A 24,424-nucleotide genomic window follows, 5' to 3' on the forward strand; every position below is an offset into this window, starting at 1 on the left:
CTCGCCATTGAGGTGGTTCGGGCCGGCAGTGAACGTGTATGCGCCGTTGCTGGTCGTCTCCGGTACGACGACGTCGACCCCGCCCAGGTCATCGGTGACCTGGATCAGCCCAGCGAAGCTGATCGCGCCGTAGTAGTCGCGACGATCTCCGCGGGACTCCGGATCCGGGCAGCGGCGCGAACGACCTGGGCGGCGACCAGGACATCCGCTACGCGGATCCCCCCACGAGAACTCCGGCCGCCGCCGGGCCAGCGGCAGCTCGGTCCTCTCCCGAGGTCTGCCCCGCGTCGCCGACGTCCCAGCGGCACGGTGCAGCACCATCCCCAACGTCTGCCGGACGACGGGCGCCGGCCGACTCATCCACCCCGCACTGCTCCGCCGTCACAGGAGCGGCCGAAATGGTCCGTCGCGGAGAACTGCTCACCTACAGTCCTCCGCGATGCCAAGCGGAGACGGGAACCTGTGATGGACGAGAACCGAGCGCTCGGGCACGACCGAGAAGCTGCCACACCCCGCCAGGTCGACACCGTGGCCCTCGACCTCTCCCATGCCCGACCCGGATTTGTCCAGGCCGATTCGTCGGAAGGCCAGATCGCCGAAGGCCCACCCGACGGTGGAGCGAGCTCTGGAAACTCACCGGACGACCGTCGACGGCGCCGGAGGCTGCGCAGGGCACTCGTCGCCGTCGGCGTCCTGATGCTCGTCGTGGTGCTCGTGGCGGGCGGGGGCGTGTGGTACCTGACCAACCGATACGGCGGCAACATCGACCGGGTGGGAGACGTCTTCGCCGACATGGACGAGGACTCCCGACCGGCCGCCCCGAGCGAGGTCGCCAGCGGTGGTGCGCCAGTGACCTTCCTGCTCGTCGGGTCGGACACCCGGGCCCAGCTGGACGAGGGCGAACTGCCTGATGCCCGATCCGACGCGATCATGATCGCCCGCCTAGCCGCAGACCGGCAGCATGCCCAAGTCATCTCGATCCCGCGCGATTCCTGGGTTGACATCCCCGGGCACGGCATGAACAAGATCAATGCCGCCTACGCCTTCGGCGGCCCTCCTTTGCTGATCCAGACCGTCGAGCAGCTGACCGGTGTGCGCATCGACCACTACGCCGCGATCAGCTTCGCTGGGCTGATCCAGGTCACCGATGACCTGGGCGGGGTCGACGTCGTCGTACCGGAGACGACCAGCAACGGCGCATACACGTTCACTGCCGGCCCGAACCACCTCAATGGCGAGCAGGCCAAGGCGTACGTCGCTCAGCGCTACGGCCTGCCGGGGGGTGACTTCGACCGGGTGAAGCGGCAGCAGAACTACCTGCGCTCGATGTTCGGCAAGCTCTTCTCGTCATCTACCGCCAGCGACCTCGGTGAGCTCGGTGAGCTCGACAGCGTTCTGCGCACAGTCGCCAGTGCGGTCGCCGTCGACGACACCCTGGGGACCACTGATCTGCTGACCCTCGGGTACTTCGCGCGCAGCATCCGTCCCGATGACGTGGCCTTCTTCACCGCCCCTGTGATGGGCACCGGCCGCGAAGGCACCGCCAGCGTCGTCTACCTCGACGCGACCACCGGCGAACGCATGTGGGGTTACCTCCAGACCGATTCCCTGAGCAGCAACACCGCCGAGTTCAGCGACGAGGCGCTGCCCGAGACCCCGCGCTGAGGGCAGCCCGGGCCCCGGTCAGCGCGCGGTGGGAAACACCTCTGCTGTGAACGACGGGACGGCTGAGCACGCTGGGGTGTGCACCAGAGAAGTGCTGTCGGCGAGCCCCGGGCCGTACGCCCGATCTGTCATACAGTCCCCCGAACGAATCCGAGCAGCGGAGGTGACGTGGTGTCGGGAACCGTCCCCTACGCCGTGATGGCCCTCCTGGGCATCGGGTTCATCCTGCGGCGAGCGCACGGCAGCTGGCTGGCGCCCGGCCCGTTCCTGGCGCTGTTCTGGACGGCGGGCCTCGCCCTGCCACCGCTCGTCGCCCCGACCTTTTACTCCTCCGACTCCGCGGTCTGGTACGTGGTCGCCCTGGTCGGGGGGTTCTGCCTGGGTTCCTGGGTCGCTGCCGGCCATATTCCCACCCGGCCTGTCGGGGTGACTCCTCACCCGTTCCACGGGCCGCTGCTCCGTGGACTGGCCGCAGCGGGCACGGTCACCGGCGTCCTGGCCACCGTCATCGTCCAGATGGCCAACGGCTACTCGGTCACGTCGATCTTCTCCGCGCAGGCGCTCATGAACGCGGCCGCCGCGTTCTCACAGGATCGGTACACCGGGCAGAGCTCCACCCCGCTGGTGGTGCCGCTGCTCATGTCGATCACCTACGCCGCCGCGATCGTCGCGCCGCTCGCTGCCCGCGGACTCCCACGGCGCCACGCGATCTCCTGCGTCGTCGGTCCCCTGGCTGCATCCTTCCTCTACGCCCTGCTGACCACAGCACGGGCCGGCATGCTCATGGTCGCCTTCTTCTTGGCCGCCAGCTGGCTCGCCGCCCGCGTGCACGACCGGGGCGAGACTCTGCGGATGAGCCCACGGGCAGTGATCACCGCACTCGGCGCTGGGTTGGCTGTCGCCACCGCCTTCATCGGCATCGCGTTCGTCCGGGTCGGCTCCTTCAGTGCCGACATGCGGCAGGTCATCGCCGAGAAGCTGGTCGGCTACGCCGTCGGCTACATGCCCGTCTTCTCCCAGTATTTCACCGACTCCGCGCCGACCTTCCCGGAGCGTTGGGGCACGGCGACGTTCGCTGGCATCAGCGGAAGCTCCGGCGGGCAGAGCCGCGGCTACGACGACTTCCTGCCGCTCGGGCCCGGCCTGTCGGTCAGCAACATCTACTCGGTGTGGCGCTTCCTGATCGACGACTTCGGCATCGTGGGAGCTCCGATCGCGGCCGCGCTGCTCGGCTTCGCTGCCACCAGGGCATGGACCTGGCTCATCCGCCGCCCGAACGGCGTGAGCCTGGTCATGCTGGCCTGCGCCTACGCCTTCACGCTGAACAGCTCCACGCAGCCGCCGTTCATGTTCACGAACGTCGCTCTCGCCATCGGGCTCGCCGCCGTCGTCCTCAGCTGGCCCGCCGGCGCTGTCGCAGTGCCGCCGGGCACCGAGGCGGCAGCCCGCACGTCCCCGAGGACCTGGCCCCGACCGAAGGCGCCGACGCACCCCCGAACGCCCGACCGGGTACGCCTCGCCTCCGTCGGGGCGCCGCCCGAGAGCTGAACCGGCAACGGCTCATCGTTCACACCCGCCACCCCGCACCCATCCGCCCCAGCGGCCGCGTGACCTGCCCGAGCCGGCCCACGAGCCCGGCTACGGTGGCGGCATGCCACGGACGGCAGGAACTGGCGTGCAGCCCGAGCAGCTCCTGATCAGTGAGCCCGAACTGGGCCCCGGTGCGACGAGCGTCCGGCGTTCGCGCGTGGACAGGCTCATCGCCATCCGAGTGGTCGCCGGCTTCGGGGCGGCCCGGGCCGTTCCGGGGGTGCTGACCCTGGTCAGCGTCCCGGTCTGGCTGCACCTGTACGGCGCGGCCAACTACGCGCTCTACTCCCTCTACTGGGCCACCGCACTCGTCGGCACCTCACTGTCCGGTGGCTGGCTGCGGCAGGCCATCCTGCGGCACAGCGGCGGCACGTCCCCGCAGTACGAAGACGTCGCCGCACGCACCCGGTTGCTGGTGGAGTCGACGGCCGTGCTGGCCGTCGTCCCGCTGGCCCTTCTCATCGGCCCGAACGCCGGCCGGCCCGCCGACCTGGTGGCGCTCCTGGTCGTCGCCGCGGCCAGCCTGCTGCTGACCGGCCGCTACAGCGTGGCGCAGACCACCCTGCAGCGAGACGGCCGATCGACCCGCTACGCCCTCGCTGAGCTGGTCCGGGTGGGCGGTGCCCTGGTCGTGTCCGTGGTCCTTGCCCTGGCCGGGCAGGTCACCAGCTGGGCCCTGGTGCTCGCCACCGCGGCCGGAACCGCCGGTGCCCTGGCCATCGCCCGGCGGGGCCAGCCGGCCACCGGCGGCCCCCGCGTGCCTGCCGCCGCGGTGCTGAGAGCGCACTGGCGGTACGGCTGGCCGATGTCGATCTGGCTGACCGCGTCGGGCAGTCTCATCTACCTCGACCGCTTCGTGATCACCGAGCTGTACGGGCTCGAGCGCGCCGGGCACTACGCCGCCGCGGCTGATCTCGGCGTGCGCGGGATGAGCATGTTCGTGACCCCGCTGGTGATGTTCCTGCACCCGGCCTTCATGCGGCGCTGGAACGCGGGCGAGGAACGCGCCAGCCTGCGGACCTGGCGTCGGGCAACGGTGCTGCTCACCGGCGGGACCGCCCTGGTGGCAGCGGCCTGCTTCGCCTGCTACTGGCTGTTCGCCGACCGGCTGCTCGCCGAGCCCATCGCAGTCGGGACCTTCGCCGTGCTGCTCACCGGCGGCTCCCTGTGGCAGCTGGCCCAGCTGGTGCACAAGCCGCTGGAAGCGATGGACCGGACGCCGACGATGCTCGGCCTTCTGGTCGTGAGCCTGGCCGTCACCTGCGTGCTCAACGTGGCGCTGGCGTCCGCGTTGGGCGAGCTCGGTGTCGCGGTCGCGTTCACCGCCGGGGCCAGCACGTACGTGGCACTCTCGGCGATCGTCGGCCGGCGGGCCGTGGCTGCCCACCTGCGCGGCACAGGTGGGCAGCGATGACCCTGCTGCACTTGCTGGCAGTGAACTACTTCGGTTCTGGCGAGGCCGGTGGGCTGGTCCGCTCCCTCCTGGGCCAGGAACGGCCAGACTGGCAGCTCACCCTGATCGACAATAGCGAATCAGCCGAGGAGACCGAGCGGCTGCGCGCGCTGACAACGGACCCGCGGGTCGACGTGGTGCGCGCCCCGGGCAACCTCGGCTACTTCCGCGCCGTCGCCTGGTTCACCGCCCAACGGGCAACGGACGCCGACTGGGTCGCGGTGTGCAACGTCGACCTGGAGCTCGCCGGCCCGGCGTTCACCGCCCGGCTGGGCGCGCTGGACCGGCCCACGTCGCTGCTCGCCCCGCACATCGTCGCGCTCCCCAGCGGCCGGCCGCAGAACCCCTACATGGCGCAGCGGCCCACCGCGCGCCGGATGCTCTTCCGCCGGCTGGTGCTCTCGACCCGGCTGTCCGCCCGGGCCGCGCAGGCCGTCGCCGCCCGCAAGCGGGCGATCCCGACGGTCCAGTCCGAACCGGCACAGCAGGTCTACGCCCCGCACGGGTCGTTCATGCTCTTCCCGCGCGCCTGGTCACAAGTCGGCGGCAGCTTCGACCACCCGCCGTTCCTCTTCGGCGAAGAGGTCACGGTCGGCGAGCGTGCCCGCCGCCTCGGCCTCGACGTGCGGTACGAGCCCTCGCTGGAGGTCGTGCACCGCGAGCACCAAGCCACTGGGCAGCGGTCCCGGCGGCTCTTCCGCGCCCAGCGCGAGGCCGCAGCACACGCCCACCGGCTCATCACCGGCCGGGTCGACGAGGCGGGTGTCTCGTCCGCACGCAGGGGAAAGTCGAGCGCCACATGAGGATCGTGTACGTGCACCAACACTTCCGGACCCCCGCGATGTCCGGCGGTACCCGCTCCTACGAGTTCGCCCGGAGGCTGGTCGCGGCCGGGCACCAGGTGTCCGTGGTCACCGCCCGCACCGCCAGCGGACGACGCAGCGGCAGCGCCCGGTGGCACCGCACCACCGAACAAGGCATCGACGTCCACTGGGTCGACGTCCCGTACGACAACAGCATGCGGCCCTGGCGGCGCGTGCTGGCCTTCCTGCAGTTCATGGTCGCCTCCTCGCGGAGGGCCGCAGGACTGCCCCAGGACGTCGTGCTGGGCACCAGCACCCCACTGACCGTCGCCGTCCCCGCGGCCTGGGCTGCCCGGCGCAATCGCTGCCGGATGGTGCTCGAGGTGCGCGACCTCTGGCCGGAGGTGCCCATCGCGATGGGCGTGCTCCGGTTCTGGCCCGCCCGCCGAGCCGCGGAACTGCTGGAACGGTGGGCTTACCACCGTGCCGACCACGTGATCGCGCTGTCCCCCGGCATGGCCGCGGGCGTGCGCGCCGTCGACCCCGACGTGCCGGTCACGGTCATCCCGAACGCCTCGGACATCGACATGTTCGGCACCCGCACCACCGCCGACGACGAGTTGATCCAGAACCGGCCCTGGGTGGCCACCCGGCCGGTACTCCTCTACGCCGGCACCTTCGGCCGAGCCAACGGCATCAGCTGGCTGGTCGATGTCGCCGCCGAGTTGCGCCACCGCTGCCCACAGGCCGTCGTCGTGCTCATCGGCCAGGGTGCGGAGTTCGAGCAGACCCGACGGCTTGCGGCGGAGCTCGGTCTGGACGACAACTCATGCATCGTGCTGGACAGCGTGCCCAAGCCCGAGGTGGCCGCCTGGTTCCGCGCCTGCACGGTCGCGTTCTCCTGCTTCGTCGACGTCCCCGCACTGACTGCCAACTCGGCGAACAAGTTCTTCGACGCGCTGGCGGCCGGCCGTCCGGTGGCGATCAACCACGGCGGCTGGCTGGCTGACGTGCTGCAGGAGACCGGCGCCGGCATCGTGCTCTCCCGAGACCCCGGCGCCGCCGCGTCGTCCCTCAGCGAGCTGCTGACCGACGAGTCGCGACTCTCGGATGCGCGGGCCGCGGCCCGAATGCTGGCCGCGAACGACTTCAACCGGGACCGGCTGTTCGCGTCCTTCCAGCAGGTCCTGACCACCACGGAGTCCTCCCATGCCGCGTGAGGGCCGGATGCTCGCCCACCCCGACGTCTACTTCACCCGCGGGTACGGGGCTGCGGTCACCGACGAGCACGCCGACGAGCGATGGATCAGCGTGCAGCGATTCGGCGGCGCCTGGCAGATGCCGCTGGTGGTTCGCCCGTTGGGTGGGGGCTTGTCGGATGCGATCTCGCCCTACGGCTACGCCGGCGTCGCTGTCGACCCCGGGCTCGAGCCGACCGAGGCCGCCGCCGTTTGGTCCGACGTCCTCGTGGAGCTGCGCGACCTGGGCGTGGTCAGCGTCTTCCTCCGACACTCACCGTGGGTCCCGCAGGGGACGTTGCCAAAGGGAGCTGTATCGGTCGTCACCGGCCACCCCACCCGACTGGTCGACGTCGCAGACCCGGAGCACACCTGGGCCCAGCTGCGCGGTCGCTGCCGCACCTCGGTGCGCAAGGCCGAGAAGCTCGGCGGCACCGCGGACGTCCGGCCGGCCACCGCAGCGGACCTCGCCGACGAGGCCCCCTTCCGAAGACTGTACGAAGGCACGATGCGCCGCCGGGGCGCCTCCGCCGGCTACCTCTTCCCGACCCGCTACTACACCCGACTCCTCGACGCCCTGGGGCCCGACCTCCTGGTCGCCGAGGTGCGCGACATGGCAGGCGCCGTGATCGCCAGTTGCCTGCTCATGCTGCACGGGGACCTGATGCACTACCACCTCTCCGGCTCCGATCCCGAGGGCGCCGCCTCCGGTGCGACCAACCTGCTGCTGTGGTCGGCTTGCCGGACCGCCCCCGAGCACGGGGTGACCTCTTTCCACCTGGGGGGTGGCATGACCGCGCACGACGCGTTGCACCGCTTCAAGGAGTCCTTCGGCGGACGCGAACTGCTGTACCGCGCCAGCGGGCTCGTCGTCGACCCGGTGCAGTACGACCGGCTCAGCGCCGGGCGGGCCGTCGCGACCCCCTTCTTCCCCCGCTACCGGGCGACGGCATGACCCGCCGGCCCCGCACCCGGTACGCCCGGTACGGCAAGCGTGCGGTCGACCTCGTCGGCAGCGCGCTGATGCTGACCGCCTCCGCGCCGCTGCACGCCGCCTGCGCGGCCGCGGTCCGGATCACGTCGGGCCGCCCCGTCTACTTCTCCCAGCGCCGGGTCGGCCGGGACGGTGTCGAGTTCCGGGTGCACAAGTTCCGCACCATGGTCACCGACGCCGAAGTGCGGTCGCAGGGCTACCCGAGCGCCGACATGGTGACCGGCGTGGGTCGGGTGTTGCGCCGGTGGAGCCTCGACGAGCTGCCCCAGCTGTGGAACATCACCAAGGGTGAGATGAGCTTCGTCGGTCCGCGCCCCACCCTGCCCGACCAGGTCGCCCGCTACACCGCACGGCAGCGTGGCCGGCTGGCCGTCCGCCCGGGACTCACCGGGCTGGCCCAGGTGCGTCACCGCAACGATGCGCCCTGGTCCACGCGGATCGAGACGGACCTGGAGTACGCCGAGCGCATTTCGCTGCGCGGCGATCTCGCCGTGCTCCTGGCCACCGTGCCGGTCGCCCTGCGTGGCTCGGGAATTCATCACGGCCAGACGGCGACCGAGGTCGACGACCTGGGCCCCTTGCCCAGCACCGCATGACCGGCGCGCCACCGGTCGTCGCCCCCCGGTGGGAGATCGGCGGCGACTTCGAGACGGTCACCCCTGACCTGCTGGGCCACCACCGGCTGGGTGCGCAGCGCACGCCGCCGTGGGTGGGGGCGGACGACGATCGGCGGTACCGCTACGTCGAGTCCGGCCGTCAGGCGCTCGCCGTCGTCGAAGCGGCGCTGCGTGCCTCGGGATTCACCCGGCTGCTGGTGCCCGAGTACCTCTGCGACAGCATGGTGCAACCGTTCGCCGTCGCCGGCTGGCAGCTCGTCCCGGTGCCGGTCGACGCCGACCTGCAGGTCGTACCCGCCGGTGTCGCAGCCGCGCTCGGGCCGGCGAGGACCACGGCCGTGCTGCACGCCGCCTACTTCGGGCGGCCCACACCGGCCGCGCTGCGCGCCCAGCTCCGCGTCGCGCAGGACCACGGTGCCGTCGTCGTCGCCGATGAGACGCACCTCGCCCTCGCGCCCGAGCACGGCATCGCCGACATCCGGATGGCCAGTTTGCGCAAGCTCCTACCGGTCGCCGACGGCGCCTATGTCCGCCTCCCACCCGAGCTCGAGCCACCGACCGGCGTGGTCGATGTCCAATCGGGGATGAGTGCAGCAGCGCCAGAGGACAATGGGGTGACCCGGATCCGCACCGCCGCGATGGTGGCCAAGGTCGGCCACCTGGGAGGGGACGGGAAGGATCGAGCGCACCTGCCACTGTTCACGGCGGCCGAGGAACTGGTCGAGACCCGCACAGCGCCGCGGCCGATGAGCCGGGCCAGCCGGCGGCTGCTCGCGCAGCTCGACCTGGCCACCGTCGCCCGCCGCCGGCAGGACAACGCGGCCGCCCTCGCCGGAGCGTTGACCGGCGTCCCCGGCTGCCGGGTCGTGACCCCGCCGACAGCCGGTTCGGTGCCTTCCCACCTGCTGCTGCAGGTGGAAGACGCCCCAGCCCTCCAGCGCGCTCTCGCCGCCACAGGGGTGTTCTGCCCACGGCACTGGCCACCCAGCGAGCTGGTGCCCCAGCGCCGGCCGTGGCCGACCTGTTACCTGTCCGTCCCCGTCGACCAGCGCTACGAGCCCGCCGACATGATGTGCGTCGCCCGCCTCATCGCCGGTGCGCTCATCCACCCAGCAGGAGGAGACCCGCGGTGATCCGTGGCCAACGAGTGCGCATCCGCCCGATCGAGCGAGTCGACCTGCCGTTCATGCGGGCGCTGAACGACGACCCCGGCGTGCGCGGCAACGTCGTCGGATGGGGCTGGCCGACGTCGCTGGCCGAGCAGGAGGCCTGGTTCGACCGAGGTGGCGACAGCCGCACCCAGCGCTGGGTCGTCGAGGACGCGGACGGGCAGCCCGTGGGCATCACCGGGCTGTGGGACATCGACTGGCATGACCGCAATGCGCTGACGGCGCTCAAGCTAGGCAGCCGGGAAGGCGTCCGGGGGCAGGGGCTGGGCACCGACGCCATCAAGGCGGTGATGGCCTTCGCCTTCTACGACGCGGGTCTGGAGCGGCTGTACAGCACGATCCTGGCCGACAACCTGGCGTCCCAGAGGGCCTACTGCGGGAAGTCGGGCTGGGTGGTGGAGGGCCGGGCCCGGGGACACGTGCGCCGGCACGGTCACGCCGTGGACCTGCTGCACGTCGGAGCTCTGCGCTCGGACTTCGAGGCGCTGCCGGATGCAGGCACCTACCGGGAGCTTGTCACCGGTCGCTGAACACTGGCCAACCGGGGCACCGCTCAATCAGCGGTGAACTCCTCCAACACCGCACACACCCGGCCGATCTGCCCGGCGGACAGGGCCGATCCGCTGGGCAGGGTGACGCCTCGCTGGAACAGCCGCTCAGCGGCGCCGGTGGCGAACACCCGTGATCCGGCGAACACCGGCTGCAAATGCATCGGCTTCCACAGCGGCCGACTTTCCACCGCAGCGGCGTCCATGGCGGACACGAGGTCGGCCGCCGTTCGCTCGGTGACCTCTGGGTCGACCACAACAGCGGTCAGCCAGCAGTTGTCGTCGGCGTCGCCGTCCCGCTGGAAGACCTCAAAACCGGCCACGCCCGCCAGCAACGCGGCATAGGTCTCCCGGATCGCCCGCCGTCGGCCGAGCATCTCGTCCAGCCGCTCGAGCTGGGCCAGCCCGACTGCGGCCAGCAGATTGCTCAGCCGGTAGTTGTAGCCGATCTCGGTGTGCTCGTAGTGCGCGGCTGGCTGCCGGGCCTGCGTGCTCAGGTACCGCGCACGAGCAGCGAGCCCGGCATCATCGGTGAGCAGCATGCCGCCACCACTCGTTGTCATGATCTTGTTGCCGTTGAACGACAGGGCAGCCGCCGCGCCGGGCGAACCTGCCGGCGCGCCGGCGGACCGCGCGCCCAGGGACTCCGCCGCATCGGCGACCACGGGAACGCCGAACCGTGCACAGATCGGCAGCAGTGCGGCATAGTCCGCGCATCGGCCGAGCAGGTCGACCGGGACGACAGCCGCGACGCGTGTGCCCTCCTTCCCGAGCACCTCGAGGGCGTGGTCGAGCAATCCGGGATCGAGGTTGCCGGTCCGCTCGTCGCAGTCGACGAACACCGGCGTCGCACCCGTGTAGACGACCGCGTTCGCCGTCGCGGCGAAGGTGAGCGTCGGGACGACGACGACGCTGCCCGGCCCGGCACCCAGCTCCAGCAGGGCCAGGTGCAACGCAGCCGTCCCGGACGAGAGAGCCACCGCGTGACCGCGGCCGCACCGGGCAGCCATCCGCGCCTCGAACTCGTCGACCATCGGGCCGAGGGGGGCGATCCACCCCGACCGGACGGCCGCGACCACCATCTCCTCTTCGCGCGCTCCCACATCCGGCGGCGACAGCAGAACTCGGTCGAGCACCGGCGGCATGCTCATCGGAGTTCCATCACACACTCGTCGGCCCACGGTCCAGCCAAGCTGGCCGCGGGGCTGGCGGCCACCCAGTCCTCGGCGCGACGACCCATCCGGCTGATCTCGGCCGGCTCCAGCGGCGGCACGGCCACGTGCGTGATGAGTGAGTGGACCGACCGGACGCCGTACTCGCTCTCCCCGAACAGCTCCTCGTGCAGCTTTTCGCCTGGGCGCAGACCCGTGTAGACGATGTCGATCGGCCGGTCGGCCATCGCGATCAGCTGCCGGGCCACGTCGGCTATGCGCACGGGTTCTCCCATGTCGAGAACCAACGCCTCGCCGTCCCGGCCGATGGCGCCGGCCTGGATGACGAGCTGGACCGCCTCGGGGATCGTCATGAAGTAGCGGGTGACGTCTGGATCGGTGACGGTGACCGGCCCGCCGCGGGCGATCTGGGCGGCGAAGGTGGTGAGCACCGAGCCCCGGCTGCCCAGCACGTTCCCGAAACGGACGGACAGGAAGGCCCCGTCATTGGCCTGTGCGTAGGCGGCGGTGAGCTGCTCAGCCAGTCGCTTGGTGCGACCCAGCACGTTGACCGGGTCGGCGGCCTTGTCCGTGGAGATGTTGATGAACCGCTCGACCCGGACCGCCGTCGCTGCCTCCAGCACGTTGCGGGTGCCGAGCACGTTGGTCTTCCACGCCTCCTGCGGGTGGGTCTCCAGCATGTTGACGTGCTTGAGTGCGGCGGCGTGGAAGACCACCTCCGGCCTTCGCTCGGCGAACAGCACCGTCAGCTGCTCGCTGTCTCGGATGTCGGCGAGGACCACCTCCGGGGAGTCCAGCCGCGCTTCGCCGTGCAGCTGCAACTGCAGGGCGTGCAGCGCCGACTCGTCGCGGTCGAGCATGATCAGCTCAGCCGGCTGGAACCGGGCGAGCTGCAGGCACAACTCAAGGCCGATCGACCCACCGGCGCCAGTGACGAGCACGCGCTTCCCGACCAGATAGTCGGCGATCGCCTGCACGTTCGTGTCCACCTGGCGGCGGCCCAGCAGATCGGCGATGTCGATGTCGCGCACGTCGCGGATGTCCACCCGGCTGCCCACGATGTCCGACAACACGGGCAGCACCTTGACCACCAACCGGGCGTCGGTCGCGCGCTGGGAGATGTCCCGGATCGTCGCGGCGTCAGCGCTGGGCAGCGCGATGATCAGCAGCTTGGCGCCGGTGAGTGCTACCGCCGCGGCGATGTCCTCACGACCGCCCATCATCCGGATGCCGTGAACCCGAGCGTGCCGCTTGCGCGGGTCGTCGTCGAGCACCCCGACCGGCTGGTACGGCCCGCCCACCGACTCGGTCATCGACCGGATGAGCTGCCCCCCGGCCACTCCCGCGCCGAAGATCAGGGTGGGCACACCGATGCGCCGCCGTGCGGCGGACCGCCGCTGGTGCCGTATCACCAGACGCAGGCCGAGCATCAGCACGAAGGCCAGCGCCACCGCGACCATCGGCACCGACAGCGGCACCACCCGCGGTGGCCCCGAGACGAGTGTGATCGCCACGGTGCCGAGGCACGCGCCCGCGAGGGCGACCGCGATCGCCATGGACTCCTCAGCGCTGCCGACAGTGTGCCGACCGTGAGGCAACCGCAATGACAGCGACATGATCACGAAGGCCGAGGCCATCAGAAGGGAGGCCACGACCAGTCCGGGCCGATCGATCAGCCGGACGTCGAAGTCACGGCGCGCAGCGCTCGCCAGACCGAGGCCAGCGAGGAGTGCCATCACGTCTACCGCGAGCAGCGACCAGCGCCGCACCCGCCAGGCCAGCATCGGCCGGCCCGGCAGTGCCCGCTGGGCCAGCGGCTGCTGCGCCACGCCGCTCACCGGCTGGACCCGACGGTGCGCAGCGGGCTGGTCTCCGGCGACCGAGGCCGCGAACGGCCTTGCTTGGTCGAACCGTGCGCCTTTGCCCGGGGCTTGAGCGTGGCACGGTCGGGGTCGGGTTCGTAGCTGTAGCCGTAGCCGTAGCCGCGGGCCGCACCGGCGGCCATCGGCACCCGGTTGAGCACGACACCCAGCAGCCGGGCATCGATCCGGGCGAGCGCCTGCGCTGCCTCTGAGAGCTCTGCCTGGCGGACATGACCATGCCGGGCGGACAACAGGCAGCCGTCAGCGTGCACGGACAGCACGGCCGCGTCGGTCACCGGCAGCAGTGGCGGAGCATCGATGATGACGAAGTCGTTGTGCTCGCGTAGGTGGCTCAGCAGCGTGCGCATCTGCGCCGAGCCCAGCATTTCGCTGGGGTTGGGCGGCATCGGGCCGGCGGCGAGCACGGTCAGTCGGCCGTCTCCCCACGGCTGTGCCACCTCGTGGAAGGCAGCTTCGCCAGCGAGCACGTTGCTCAGGCCGGCACCGCTGATCAGGCCCATGTACCGGGTGACCCGCGGCCGGCGGAGGTCTGCCTCGATGAGACAGACCCGACTGCCTGACTGCGCGAGCACGTTGCTCAGGTTGACCGCCAGCGTCGACTTGCCCTCGCTGGGCACCGAACTGGACACGACGATGACCCGCGGCGGGTGGTCGACGTCCAGGAACTGCAGGTTGGTGCGGATCGAGCGGTAGGCCTCCGAGCTCAGGGAGTGCCGGTCGAGATCGGCGACCAGGTGGTCACGGGCGAGCTCGGGGTCCTCCAGCACCGTGCCTATGACCGTGCTGGCCGTCGCGTCTTGGACGTCCGCTGGGGTCTTCACGGTGTTGTCCAACCGCACCCGGAGCACGGCCAGGCCTACGCCGACCAGCAATCCGAGCACCAGGCCCAGCCCGACGTTGCCGGTGCGGTCCGGTGAGATGGGGGCCGGGTTGAGAGTGGCCTCCTGGACCGTGGTCACCTTGACGGTCGAGACCTCCGCACCGGCTGGGGTCTCCAACTCACTCACCTGGTCGGTGAACTGGCGGCCGAGCGAGGCGGCGATGTCGTACGCGCGAGTGGGTTCGGTGTCGGTGACGACGACCCGGAGGATCACGGTGTCTGGCAGCGCCGTTGACTGCACCTTGGCGGCCACCTGTGCCGGAGTGAGCCCGAGATCGAGCTCGTCGACCACCCGGGCGGCCAGCTGCTCGCCGGTGAGCAGGTCCGCGTAGGACGCCACCCGCTGCTGGGAGAAGAGGTTTCCCTGGTAGGCCGCAGAGGTGTCCGTCGACGCGCCCATCGAGACGAACAACTTCGTCGACGACGAGTACAGCGGAGTGGACAGGTAGGTCAGGACCCCGGCCACGAGCATGCCCGCGAGGGCGCCCATGGCCAGCAGCCACCACCCCAGCCTGAAGACCTGGGGGATCTCCTTGACGTTCACGTTCACTCCCGTGTGCCTGCGGCGCCGACCGGTTGGTGCGCCTCTGGCGACGTCAGTCCACGACCAGGCGATGACATCGGGCGGAAGCTATCCCGCGAAGACGTCAGACCTGGAGCGAAAACACCCGATACGGGACGCGAGCGAACCTCTGTGACGAACGAGTTCACTGTGATGGGGACACACTCTCGTCGGCTTGTGGTTCAAGGCTCCTTCGCACTGACCAAGGTTGACTGCTCGCGTGCAAATCTTCTTCGTGTGCACGGGCAACATCTGCCGTTCCCCCATGGCGGAGCGGTTGACTCGAGCCTTCCTCGACGATGCCCTCGGGGCGACGGCCGCTGTGGTGGGAACCGCGAGCGCGGGTACTCACGCGGTCGTCGACCGCGGTATGGAACCGTCGTCCGCCCTCGTGCTCGCTGGCCTGGGAGGGGACCCGTCCGGGTTCGCCGCCCGCCAGCTGACCGCCGAGATGGTCACTGCCTCGGACCTGACGCTGACCATGACCCGCCGGCACCGGCGGGCGGTGTTGCGGCTGGCGCCTCGCGCCATGTTCCGCACGTACACCCTCCGGGAGGCAGCCGCGCTGCTGGGTGGTGTCGACCAGGCCGGTCTGCCGCCGGTGGACGTCCTGGACACCCGCGCGCGCGAACTCGTGTCCGCACTGGGTCGCCAGCGAGCTTCCCGGCGAGGCAGCGATCAGGAGGACGACGATGTGGTTGACCCGATCGGCCAGCGTCCGGAGGTGCACCAGAAGGTCGGGGAACAGGTGTTCCGAGCGCTGGTCCCGCTGCTGCAGGCGCTCTGCGGCACGACAGACGAAGATGCTGTCATGACCCGGTCCCTCAACTTCGCGTGACAGCCCCGTCAAGGCATGCGCGGTGCCGCAGCTATCGCCGCAGGCACCGCAGGCTGGGCGTCCGAACATGAACCTGCTGTTCGTGTGCACAGGCAACATCTGCCGGTCCGCGGCTGCGCACCAGATCGCGCAGCTCTGGGTCGCGCATGCGGCCGCGGCCCCGATCGAGATCGGCAGCGCGGGAACCCGGGCACGGCGGGGGCGGCCCCTGCACCCGTTCACGGCCGCCGCACTGGAACGCCGCGGCATCACACCCGTCCCGTTCGGCTCGAGCCCCCTGGAGCCCCCGGCAGTCGAAGCCGCCGACCTCGTGCTCACCATGACCGCTGAGCATCGCGAGGCGGTCGTTTCGACGAGCCCCCGGGCCATGCACAAGGTGTTCACCCTCCGGGAGGCGGCGGTACTGAGCCACCACCTGCCTACAGATGTGCTGGCCGGTCATCCAGGGCTCCGACCCGGCCAGGCCTTCGCAGCCGCTCTGGCTGTGGCCCGGAGGTCCGCCCGGGGGCGGCTGACCCGACTCGACATCGAGGACCCGATCGAGGGACCACCAGAACTACACGCCCGAGTCGTCGCAGAGATCGCTGACGCGCTGTCAGCGGTTCTCCCCGTCGCGAGTTCCGCCGCCGGGCTCGTCGGAGGTGCGACCGTCGATTCGCCCATGTCTCGGCCTCAGGCGAGTGGCCCACCGACGGCACCCACCCTGCGCATCAGCGGGCTGCCTCCGGTTCCGCCGCCCCGCTCGCGACTGCGCTGAGGCGAACGCGAGGTCGTGCTGGACCGACCCGCTCCTTGAGCCGCAAGAACGGGCGCTCGACGAAACGGTAGGACATCTCCGCCGCCACGAACGAGACAGCGAAACCGACCGCCAAGGCCCGCCAGCCCCCGAGCTGCAGATCAGAGTTGTAGAGGACGACGAAAACGGGGTAGTGCCAGAGGTAGAGCCCGTAGAAGCGGCGCCCGGTGTACGTCATCGGTGTCCAGCTCAGCAGGCGGGCGAGGAGGCCGTGCGGAACCAGGTGCACGTGCAGCACCAGGACGCCGGCGGCCACGCCAGCACGGTCATCGCCGTGCGCACCGGGTCGGTGTCGCCGTGGTGCGGCCACCGCAGAGCCGCGACGGCCAGCACGACAGCGCTCGGACCGACCAACCAGCTGCTCGCCCGGCGGACCAAACTTCTCGACCTGTCCGACCTCGCCGTGCACGCGACGAGCGCGGCCGCCGCGCAGCCGGCCAGCATGTTGTCGGCCTGGGTGTCGAGCCCGTTGGCGATCCGACCGTAGGAGTCGGCGTCGTGGGCAAGCGAGAGCCGAACGGCCAGCGATGCTGTGCAGCCGCCCACCGCCACCACGCCGACCGCCGCTACCCGACGGGTCACGATCAAGGTGGCCGAGAGCACCACGGGCCAGAGAAGGTAGAACTGCTCCTCGACCGCCAGGGACCAGGTGTGCTCGAGCAGTCCGAGATACCCCAAACCGCCCAGCGCACGGACCCAGTTGCTCGAGTACAGCAGAGCGGGCAGGACGCCGGCGATCGTCTCCTGACCCCGCACCGGCCCAGGAGCCACCACCACATAGAGGACCAGAGCAATGCCCAGCACCAGCAACGCCGGGTAGAGCCGCAGCAGGCGGCGCAGCAAGAAGGCTCCCAGCGCAATGCGGCCGGTGCGCTCCTGTTCCTGCAGCAGCAGCGTGGAGATCAGGAACCCGGAAAGGGCGAAGAAGACGCCCACCCCGACGCTGCCCCCGGGCACCGGCAAGGTGGTGTGCGAGGCCATCACGGCCGCGACGGCGACGGCACGCAGACCGTCGAGCGCCGGTTCGTACCCGAGCCGGGGCGTCGGCGGGTCCACGCATCCGCGGGCGACCGCCCGCGACCGCCGGTGAGTGCCCCCGGGCCACCGGGCCACCGGCGGTTGTCCCGTGGGGTCGACAGCAGTTCCGTGGAGCATCCGGTCCTCCGACGTTGGTCGTCGCCGACGGGGTGGACCGCCGCGCTACTGCTGACCGAGCGCAGCGTTCACCAGCGGGGTGATCAAGTCAGCCAGGTGGGCGTGGCCGGCGTCGGTGGGCGAGATGCCGTCGAAGCTGATCAGCCCGGTCGGTTCGGCGAACCAGCCCTCGGCGATCGGATCGACGAACGTGACACCGGCAGCCGTGGCCGCTGCCTCGACCGCGTCGCGGACGGCGAGGATGTCGGCCGGTGCGTCATCGTCAGTCCAGATCGGACCGACGATGACGATGGCGGTCGACGTGGCCGCGGCTCGCAGGTCGCTGATGATCTCCTGGGCGTTCGCCTGGACCGTCGCGGCGTCAGCAGAGCGGTCGTTCCGGCTGCCGACGACCAAGGTCACCGCAGCGTCCGGCACAGGACCGGTCTCGGCGAGGCCAGGGTAGTTCTGGCCGGTCGATCCGACCGAGACGTAGCCGGCCTGCGGCGCCGCGTGCAGGGTCAGAGTCATACCGCTGCCCGCCGCGACAAGGGCGGGCCAACCGGCGACGCCGAGACCCCCCTGCTCGTTGCCCAACGCATAGCCGTCCCCGTAAACCGCCAGCACTTCAGTCGCTGCCGCCGGCGCAGGCGTCATCGGAGTGGGCGAGGGTGTGACTGCCGGCACGGTCAGCTCGTCAGCCCTCGCCGTCACCTGCGTGTACGGCTCGGCCACCGTCACAGCCGTGTCCAGCTGCCGTGTGGCCAGAACGAGCATGGCATTGGCAGCCACAAGCAGAATGAACACTGCGATCGCCCACCGCGGCGGACGCGCCAGGCCCAATCTTCGCCGCATGTGCCAGACCGTATCGGCGCTGCCTGCCAGCCGGGGGACGTCGCCGGCGAACCGCCGCGCGCGACAACATGCGCCGCACCATGCTCAAATACGCCTCTGGCCCACGCGGCCTCAGCGGTGCTGATCCGAGCGCCTCCCGACGAGAGATCAGCGGACGACGGACCTCGCCTCATGCGGATCGCCGTCCGATGCCTGGGCGGCTGCCTCAGCCTGGCGCGCGGTCATCCGTGCTCGCTGCGGGACCACCGTGTACTTCGGGTCCCGGGCGCTGGCCATGCCGGCCTCGTAGACGCCGAACCGGGTCAGCAGCGACCCAGCGGCCAGGAGCGCACCGGAGACCGCGGCACCGACCCGGGTGCGGCCAGCCACCACGGTCAGCCCGGCACCGCTGGCGGTGCAGGCCTTCGCGGCCTTCATCATCGTGCCCGCCTTGCCCAGCTGGTACGGCTCGCCGACGATGCCGTGGTCGTGCTCGACCTTGTGCATCGCGGCCAGCTCGACCGCCGCGCCGGCGACCGCCATCTTCCGCGCGGGCCCGGCCTCGTCGACCGGGGTGAACGCCATGCAGATGCCGCCGCCGGCCGCCATCCCGGAGCCGGCGAAGACGAACGGCAGCTCCTTGTACGGCTCGTGCCACGACGGCACGGCGGTGTTGGCCAGCAGCACCGCCGTGTACGTGGTCATCGGACCACCGAAGACCGCAGCGGTGCTCCCCACGACCTTCCGCAGCCCGGGGAACCAGCCGGCGATCCGCCGCAGCCCGAACTTCTGGAGACCGGGGAAGGCCTCCAGCAGCTGGATGCCCGCGGTCGCCGCGGTGAGGGCGCTGAACGGCGCCAGGATGTAGGACCCCACCGACAGCGGCGACGTCGGCTTGATCACCCGCAGCATGTGCAGGAACCGCTCGGGCCGCCCCAGGTCGTGGATCAACCAGCCGACCGAGGCCAGCGCCGCGCCGCCTGCGGTGTAGTGCGCGACCCGGGTCAGCGCCGGGCGCCCGCTCGCGTCGGCGATCGCACCGAGCACCGCCGACGTCCCGGCAGCACCGCCCAGGAACAGGTAGAGCGGCACGTCCGGCGTCTTCCACACCGGCGGCTTGATGACCGGCCGGCCGTAGTAGGAGGTGAACTCGGCCTCGTCGACCGTCGGGTCGCCGTCCCGGCCACCGCCGCGGCGGCCGCCCTTGCGCCGCTTCTTCTCCCGGGCCTGCGCCGGCGGGCCGTCGGCCCGCCGCCAGCCGGCCCCTGGTGTCGCCAGCCCCTCGGTCATCGACCCAGCCCCTTCCGCGAACCCAGCACGGCCGAGAGCGCGAAGCCGATCACCATGGCGGCCCCGCCGAGGGCGTGCTTCCACATCGACGGCAGGTCCCGGGTCGTGACGATCGGGTCCGGCGGGAGCCCGTAGACCTCCGGCTCGTCGAGCAGCAGGAAGAAGGCCCCCGCGCCGCCGACGCCGTCGTCCTCGTCCCGCCCGTACAGCCGGGCTGTCTGCACGCCCTGCTCCTTGAGCGTCGCCAGCCGGGCATCGGCCCGGGCCTGGAGCTCGTCCAGGTCACCGAACTGGATCGACTGCGTGGGGCAGGCCGTCGCGCACGCCGGCTGCAGCCCGTCGGTGAGCCGGTCGTAGCACATCGTGCACTTGAAGACCCGGCCGTCGTCCTTGCGCTTGTCGATCACACCGTAGGGGCAGGCCGGCACGCAGTAGCCGCAGCCGTTGCAGATGTCGCCCTGCACGACCACGGTGCCGAACTCGGTGCGGAACAGTGCGCCGGTCGGGCAGACGTCCAGGCACGCCGCGTGCGTGCAGTGCTTGCACACGTCCGAGGACATCAGCCAGCGGATCTCCCGGTCGGCCGAGTGGCCGGTCTGCGGGTCGAACTCGCTGAGCGCCTCGGCGTTGAGCACGCTGGACTGCGCGGTCAGCCCGCCGTCGGCGTCGCCACCGGCCGAGACGGCGTGCGGGTCGCCCGAGCCACCCCCACAGCCCCCGCCGCTGCCGCAGCCGGCCGCGGGTGCGGCGGCACCCGCGCCACCGGCGCCCGGCAGCCCGACCCCCGGCATGGGGAGGTCGACGGCCCGGCTCTGCTCGACGAACGCCACGTGCCGCCAGGAGTTGGCCCCGAGCATGCCGGTGTTGTCGTAGGACATCCCGGTCAGCGCCATGGCGTCGCGGTTGCCGTCCGCGTCGTCCATCGGGAGCGTGTTCCACTCCTTGCAGGCGACCTCGCAGGCCTTGCAGCCGATGCACACCGAGGTGTCGGTGAAGAAGCCCACCCGCGCGGGGTGGTCCTCCGCGTAGCCGGCCTCCCCGCTCACATCGGGCAGCGGACCGTAGAGCCGGTTGGCCGGGTCGTTGCCGGTGAGCGCCGGGCTCGCCGAGCTGACGGTCGTCACGAGCGCTCCTCTTCCATCGGGTCGAGCCGCATCAGCTCGTCCCCTCCTCGATCGGGGCCCGGCCGCCACTGGGGACCAGGCCCGACTGGACGCCCGCCCGGATCCGGTAGTCCTCCACGTACTGCACCAGCGCCTTGCCGCGCGGACGCCGCCCGGGCTGGATGTCGCAGGTGGCGACCTTCGTCTCCTGGATGTGCACGTTCGGGTCCATCACCACGCCGAACAGGTCGTTGCCCGAGTCGCCCGTGGACAGCCCCTGCTCGCCCCAGTGGTAGGGGATGCCGATCTGCTCGACGACCTGGCCGCCCTTGAGCTTCATCGGCCGGATCCGCTCGGTGACCAGCACCCGGGCCTCGATCGCCGTCCGGGCGCTGATCAGCGTCGCCCAGCCGCCGTTCTCCAGCCCGCGCTCCTCGGCCAGCTGTGGGCTGACCTCCACGAAGAACTCCGGCTGCAGCTCCGACAGGTAGGGCAGCGTTCGGCTCATCCCACCGGCGGTGTGGTGCTCGGTCAGCCGGTAGGTGGTCATCGCGTAGGGGTAGACCGTGCTGCGCGGCGGGTTGCCCCGGTTGTACGCAGCCTGGATCTCCTCCCGACCCGGGTTGGCCTGCTGGCCGTAGAGCGCGTTCTCGACCGGCGACTCGGCCGGCTCGTAGTGCGCCGGCATCGGGCCGTCGGCCAGCCCCGCCGGCACGTAGAGCCAGGCCTTCCCGTCGGCCTGCATGACGAACGGGTCGGCACCGCCGAGGCCGGCCTGCGCGGTCGCGCCCTCCGGCGGCACGTAGTCCGGTCGCTTGGTGGCCTCGAAGTCGGGGACGTCGTGACCGGTCCACGTGCCGGCCTCCTCGTCCCACCAGACGTAGGCCTTGCGCTCGCTCCACGGCTTGCCGTCCGGGTCGGCCGAGGCGCGGTTGTAGAGCACCCGGCGGTTCGACGGCCAGGCCCAGCCCCACTCGGCAGCCACCCAGTCCTGCTCCCGGCCGGGCTTGCGCCGGGCGGACTGGTTCACGCCGTCGGCGTAGACACCGGTGTAGATCCAGCAACCACCGCTGGTCGACCCGTCGTCCTTCATGTCCAGGTAGGTCGACAGCATCTCGCCGTCCGGCCCGTAGCCGTTGATCTCCCGGAGCACCGCGTCGGCGCTGGGGTCCTCGGTCTCCCCGTGCGTCGGGTAGTCCCAGGTGAGGTCCAGCAGCGGACGGTCCCGCGGGTCGGTCGACCCGGCCAGCTTCTCCCGGAGCTTGCGGCCCAGGTGGAAGTAGAACCACAGGTCGCTGCGGCAGTCGGCCGGCGGCTCGACCGCCTTGTGCCGCCACTGCAGCAGCCGCTGCGTCTGGGTGAAGGTGCCCTCCTTCTCCACGTGCGTGGCCGCGGGCATGAAGAAGACCTCGGTGGCAATGTCCTCGGTGACCAGTTCCCCGGTCTCGATCTCCGGAGCGGTCTTCCAGAACGTCGCCGACTCGATCATCTGCAGGTCGCGGACGACCAGCCACTCGAGGTTGGCCAGGCCGAAGCGCTGCATCCGCCCGTTCGCGCTGCCCACCGCGGGGTTCTCGCCGACCAGGAAGTAGCCGGGCACCTTCCCCTCGATCATGTTCGCGACCGTGCTGTACGTGCCGTGGTCACCGGTCAGCCGGGGCAGGTAGCTGAACGCGAAGTCGTTCTCCGCCGTCGCCGCGTCGCCCCACCAGGACTTGAGCATGCTCACCGTGTAGGAGCGCATGTTGCCCCAGAAGCCGACCCGGTCCTCGCTGGAGGCGCAGAAGCTGTCCAGGTCGGTGTGCTGCTGGGCGTGGGGCATCGGGATGTAGCCGGGCAGGATGTTGAACAGCGTCGGGATGTCGGTGGAGCCCTGGATGCTGGCGTGCCCGCGCAGCGCCAGGATCCCGCCGCCCGGGCGGCCCATGTTGCCCAGCAGCGCCTGCAGCACCGACGCCGTCCGGATGTACTGCACGCCCACCGTGTGGTGCGTCCAGCCCACCGAGTAGACCCACGCCGTCGTCCGCTCGCGGTTGCTGTTCGCGGTTACCCACTCGGCCACCTTCAGGAACACCTCGGGCTCGATGCCGCAGATGTCGGCGACCATCTCCGGGGTGTACCGGGCGTAGTGCCGCTTGAGCACCTGGAAGACACAGCGCGGGTGCTGCAGCGTCTCGTCGCGCTTGGGCCTGCCGTGGATGTCGGCCGAACCCTGCGCGCCCTGCTGCTGGTCGGACTGCTTGACGCCCTCGGTCTCGTCGTCGGTGCCGTCGTCCGCGGCGTCGTCGGGCCGGTCGCTGCCGTCCGCGCGGAAGGCCGACCCACCAGGCTGGCTCGGCGACCGCTGGCCGGCCGACGCGGGCACGTTCACGCCCTCGTACTGCCAGGTCGTCTCGTCGTACTGCCCGGTCTCCGGGTCGAAGCCGGAGAACAGCCCGTCGAGGTCCTCGGTGTCCTGGAAGTCCTCGCGCAGGATCGCCGCCGCGTTGGTGTAGGCGACGACGTACTCGCGGAAGTCCAGGTCGTTGTCGAGGACGTACTTGATGAGCCCGCCGAGGAAGGCGATGTCGGTGCCCGCGCGCAACGGCACGTGCAGGTCGGCCAGCGCGCTGGTGCGGGTGAACCGCGGGTCGATGTGGACGATCTTCGCGCCCCGCGCCTTGGCCTCCATGACCCACTGGAAGCCGACCGGGTGGCACTCGGCCATGTTCGAACCCTCGATCACGATGCAATCGGAGTTCACCAGGTCCTGCTGGAAGTTCGTGGCGCCGCCACGACCGAACGAGGTCCCCAGACCGGGGACCGTCGCGGAGTGCTATATGCGGGCCTGGTTCTCGATCTGTACAGCGCCCATGGCGCTGTACAGCTTCTTCATCAGGTAGTTCTCCTCGTTGTCGAGGGTCGCCCCGCCGAGGCTCGCGATGCCCAGCGTGCGGTTCACCTGGTGCCCGTCGACCTCGTCCTGCCAGCCCTTGCGGCGGGCGTCGAGCACGCGGTCGGCGATCATCTCCATCGCCGTGTCCAGGTCGAGGTCCTCCCACTCCGTCCCGTGCGGACGGCGGTACTTGACCGTGGTGACCCGGCTCGGGCTGGTGACCAGCTGCTTGCTGGCGCTGCCCTTGGGGCAGAGCCGGCCGCGGCTGATCGGCGAGTCCGGGTCGCCCTCGATCTGCACGACCTGCTCGTCCTTGACGAACACCCGCTGGCCGCAGCCCACCGCGCAGTACGGGCAGACCGACTGCACCACCCTGTCGGCGGTGGCCGTGCGGCTGACCACCTGCTCTGTCGCCTTGCTGCGCGCGGCCTTGCCACGCCCCAGCGGGTCAGGACCCGTCAGCTGCCGGAACACCGGCCATGCATCCAGCCACGTCTTCACCCCGACGAGCTTGCCACCCGGAGGCACCGTTCGCGCGCCGAGCCCTCCCGCGGGTCGCCCTGTCCCTCCGCGCGGGCCCGCCTCCGGGAGGACGACGCGGCACGGGGGGCTGGTGCGCCTGAGTAGCGTCGTCGGGGACACCAGGAGGCGCCCCATCGCAACCGACCATGCACGTTGCTCAGAAGCCCACCTCGACTGCCCGTGCGCCGGTGACGCGGCCGTCCACGCCCGGCACGCCGGCGAGCCCCGGCCCGGCGCCGAGGGGATGGTCGACTGCCCCGAGTGCGGTGAGCCCAGCAGCCTCGTGCGGATCGCCACCTGGGGTCACTGCCGGGTCTGCCGCACCGCCGACTCCCGGGCGATGGTCAGGTGGTAGAGCGTGTGCACGGTCAGCAGGTCGGCGATCACGAAGAGCGTGAACATCGTCGCCACCTGCGCCCGGGCGGCCCGGAGCGACGCCCGGTCGAGCATCCGCAGGA

General features: G+C 71.1%; 19 protein-coding genes and 1 pseudogene. 10 read left to right on the forward strand and 10 right to left on the reverse strand.

Going from position 1 to position 24,424, the window contains the following annotated elements:
• On the reverse strand, positions 1–321 hold a 321-nt coding region (locus G5C62_RS14650; protein ID WP_241175904.1), incomplete at its 3' end, for an LCP family protein.
• Between the two features lie 207 nt (positions 322–528).
• Here G5C62_RS14650 and G5C62_RS14655 point away from each other — a divergent pair.
• From G5C62_RS14655 to G5C62_RS14695, 9 genes are all read left to right on the forward strand, one after another.
• Positions 529–1,665 (forward strand): LCP family protein, encoded by a 1,137-nt coding sequence (locus G5C62_RS14655; protein ID WP_241175905.1) that lies wholly within the window; start codon positions 529–531, stop codon positions 1,663–1,665.
• Between the two features lie 168 nt (positions 1,666–1,833).
• Positions 1,834–3,213 carry an O-antigen polymerase gene (locus G5C62_RS14660; protein ID WP_206330651.1) on the forward strand — a complete coding sequence of 460 codons (1,380 nt, stop codon included), beginning with the start codon at positions 1,834–1,836 and terminating at the stop codon, positions 3,211–3,213.
• Positions 3,214–3,412: 199 nt separating this feature from the next.
• Positions 3,413–4,669 (forward strand): lipopolysaccharide biosynthesis protein, encoded by a 1,257-nt coding sequence (locus G5C62_RS14665; protein WP_164701571.1) that lies wholly within the window; start codon positions 3,413–3,415, stop codon positions 4,667–4,669.
• Positions 4,666–5,511 carry a glycosyltransferase gene (locus G5C62_RS14670; RefSeq protein WP_164701572.1) on the forward strand — a complete coding sequence of 282 codons (846 nt, stop codon included), beginning with the start codon at positions 4,666–4,668 and terminating at the stop codon, positions 5,509–5,511. The genes G5C62_RS14665 and G5C62_RS14670 overlap by 4 nt, the downstream gene beginning before the upstream one ends.
• A gap of 11 nt (positions 5,512–5,522) precedes the next feature.
• Positions 5,523–6,731, forward strand: coding sequence for a glycosyltransferase family 4 protein (locus tag G5C62_RS14675; protein WP_206330652.1), 1,209 nt, complete (start codon positions 5,523–5,525; stop codon positions 6,729–6,731).
• Positions 6,721–7,704, forward strand: coding sequence for a GNAT family N-acetyltransferase (locus G5C62_RS14680; protein WP_164701574.1), 984 nt, complete (start codon positions 6,721–6,723; stop codon positions 7,702–7,704). Before G5C62_RS14675 ends, G5C62_RS14680 begins: the two co-directional genes overlap by 11 nt.
• Complete coding sequence (locus G5C62_RS14685; RefSeq protein ID WP_164701575.1) at positions 7,701–8,339, forward strand: sugar transferase; 639 nt, start codon at positions 7,701–7,703, stop codon at positions 8,337–8,339. The genes G5C62_RS14680 and G5C62_RS14685 overlap by 4 nt, the downstream gene beginning before the upstream one ends.
• On the forward strand, positions 8,336–9,493 hold the full coding sequence (locus G5C62_RS14690) for a hypothetical protein (RefSeq protein WP_164701576.1): 1,158 nt from the start codon (positions 8,336–8,338) through the stop codon (positions 9,491–9,493). Before G5C62_RS14685 ends, G5C62_RS14690 begins: the two co-directional genes overlap by 4 nt.
• Entirely contained in the window at positions 9,490–10,059 is a 570-nt protein-coding gene (locus tag G5C62_RS14695; RefSeq protein ID WP_164701577.1) for a GNAT family N-acetyltransferase, read from the forward strand. Before G5C62_RS14690 ends, G5C62_RS14695 begins: the two co-directional genes overlap by 4 nt.
• Before the next feature lie 23 nt (positions 10,060–10,082).
• Here the strand turns inward: G5C62_RS14695 and G5C62_RS14700 are convergent, their stop codons facing one another.
• From G5C62_RS14700 to G5C62_RS14710, 3 genes are read right to left on the reverse strand one after another with little or no spacing between them, the layout of a single operon-like run.
• A complete protein-coding gene (locus G5C62_RS14700) occupies positions 10,083–11,228 on the reverse strand; it encodes a DegT/DnrJ/EryC1/StrS aminotransferase family protein (protein ID WP_206330653.1) in 1,146 nt (381 codons plus the stop codon).
• Positions 11,225–13,087, reverse strand: coding sequence for a nucleoside-diphosphate sugar epimerase/dehydratase (locus G5C62_RS14705; RefSeq protein ID WP_241175906.1), 1,863 nt, complete (start codon positions 13,085–13,087; stop codon positions 11,225–11,227). Before G5C62_RS14705 ends, G5C62_RS14700 begins: the two co-directional genes overlap by 4 nt.
• Entirely contained in the window at positions 13,084–14,556 is a 1,473-nt protein-coding gene (locus tag G5C62_RS14710; RefSeq protein ID WP_164701578.1) for a polysaccharide biosynthesis tyrosine autokinase, read from the reverse strand. The genes G5C62_RS14705 and G5C62_RS14710 overlap by 4 nt, the downstream gene beginning before the upstream one ends.
• A 238-nt stretch (positions 14,557–14,794) precedes the next feature.
• On the opposite strand from G5C62_RS14710, the gene G5C62_RS14715 reads away from it, so the two are divergent.
• Positions 14,795–15,412 carry a hypothetical protein gene (locus tag G5C62_RS14715; protein ID WP_164701579.1) on the forward strand — a complete coding sequence of 206 codons (618 nt, stop codon included), beginning with the start codon at positions 14,795–14,797 and terminating at the stop codon, positions 15,410–15,412.
• A 710-nt stretch (positions 15,413–16,122) separates the two neighbouring features.
• Here the strand turns inward: G5C62_RS14715 and G5C62_RS14725 are convergent.
• The 6 genes and pseudogenes from G5C62_RS14725 to fdh form a co-directional block, all read right to left on the reverse strand.
• Complete coding sequence (locus tag G5C62_RS14725) at positions 16,123–16,464, reverse strand: acyltransferase (protein ID WP_164701568.1); 342 nt, start codon at positions 16,462–16,464, stop codon at positions 16,123–16,125.
• A complete protein-coding gene (locus tag G5C62_RS14730; protein ID WP_164701581.1) occupies positions 16,398–17,264 on the reverse strand; it encodes an acyltransferase family protein in 867 nt (288 codons plus the stop codon). The genes G5C62_RS14725 and G5C62_RS14730 overlap by 67 nt, the downstream gene beginning before the upstream one ends.
• A gap of 144 nt (positions 17,265–17,408) precedes the next feature.
• Entirely contained in the window at positions 17,409–18,149 is a 741-nt protein-coding gene (locus G5C62_RS14735) for an SGNH/GDSL hydrolase family protein (RefSeq protein WP_164701582.1), read from the reverse strand.
• 195 nt (positions 18,150–18,344) lie between these two features.
• The gene (nrfD, locus tag G5C62_RS14740) at positions 18,345–19,466 is read right to left on the reverse strand and encodes an NrfD/PsrC family molybdoenzyme membrane anchor subunit (RefSeq protein ID WP_164701583.1); all 1,122 of its coding nucleotides are present in this window, start codon (positions 19,464–19,466) and stop codon (positions 18,345–18,347) included.
• On the reverse strand, positions 19,463–20,590 hold the full coding sequence (locus G5C62_RS14745) for a 4Fe-4S dicluster domain-containing protein (protein ID WP_164701584.1): 1,128 nt from the start codon (positions 20,588–20,590) through the stop codon (positions 19,463–19,465). The genes nrfD and G5C62_RS14745 overlap by 4 nt, the downstream gene beginning before the upstream one ends.
• A gap of 31 nt (positions 20,591–20,621) precedes the next feature.
• A pseudogene (gene fdh, locus G5C62_RS14750) lies at positions 20,622–23,972 on the reverse strand (formate dehydrogenase).
• Positions 23,973–24,424: the final 452 nt, after the last annotated feature.

Source organism: Modestobacter sp. KNN46-3, from assembly GCF_011039295.1.

Excerpts from the sequence above, each read along its gene's own strand:
- G5C62_RS14670 (WP_164701572.1), top strand. The coding sequence starts at position 4,666 with ATGACCCTGCTGCACTTGCTGGCAGTGAACTACTTCGGTTCTGGCGAG.
- G5C62_RS14680 (WP_164701574.1), top strand. The coding sequence starts at position 6,721 with ATGCCGCGTGAGGGCCGGATGCTCGCCCACCCCGACGTCTACTTCACC.
- G5C62_RS14685 (WP_164701575.1), top strand. The coding sequence starts at position 7,701 with ATGACCCGCCGGCCCCGCACCCGGTACGCCCGGTACGGCAAGCGTGCG.
- G5C62_RS14690 (WP_164701576.1), top strand. The coding sequence starts at position 8,336 with ATGACCGGCGCGCCACCGGTCGTCGCCCCCCGGTGGGAGATCGGCGGC.
- G5C62_RS14700 (WP_206330653.1), bottom strand. The coding sequence starts at position 11,228 with ATGAGCATGCCGCCGGTGCTCGACCGAGTTCTGCTGTCGCCGCCGGAT.
- nrfD (WP_164701583.1), bottom strand. The coding sequence starts at position 19,466 with ATGACCGAGGGGCTGGCGACACCAGGGGCCGGCTGGCGGCGGGCCGAC.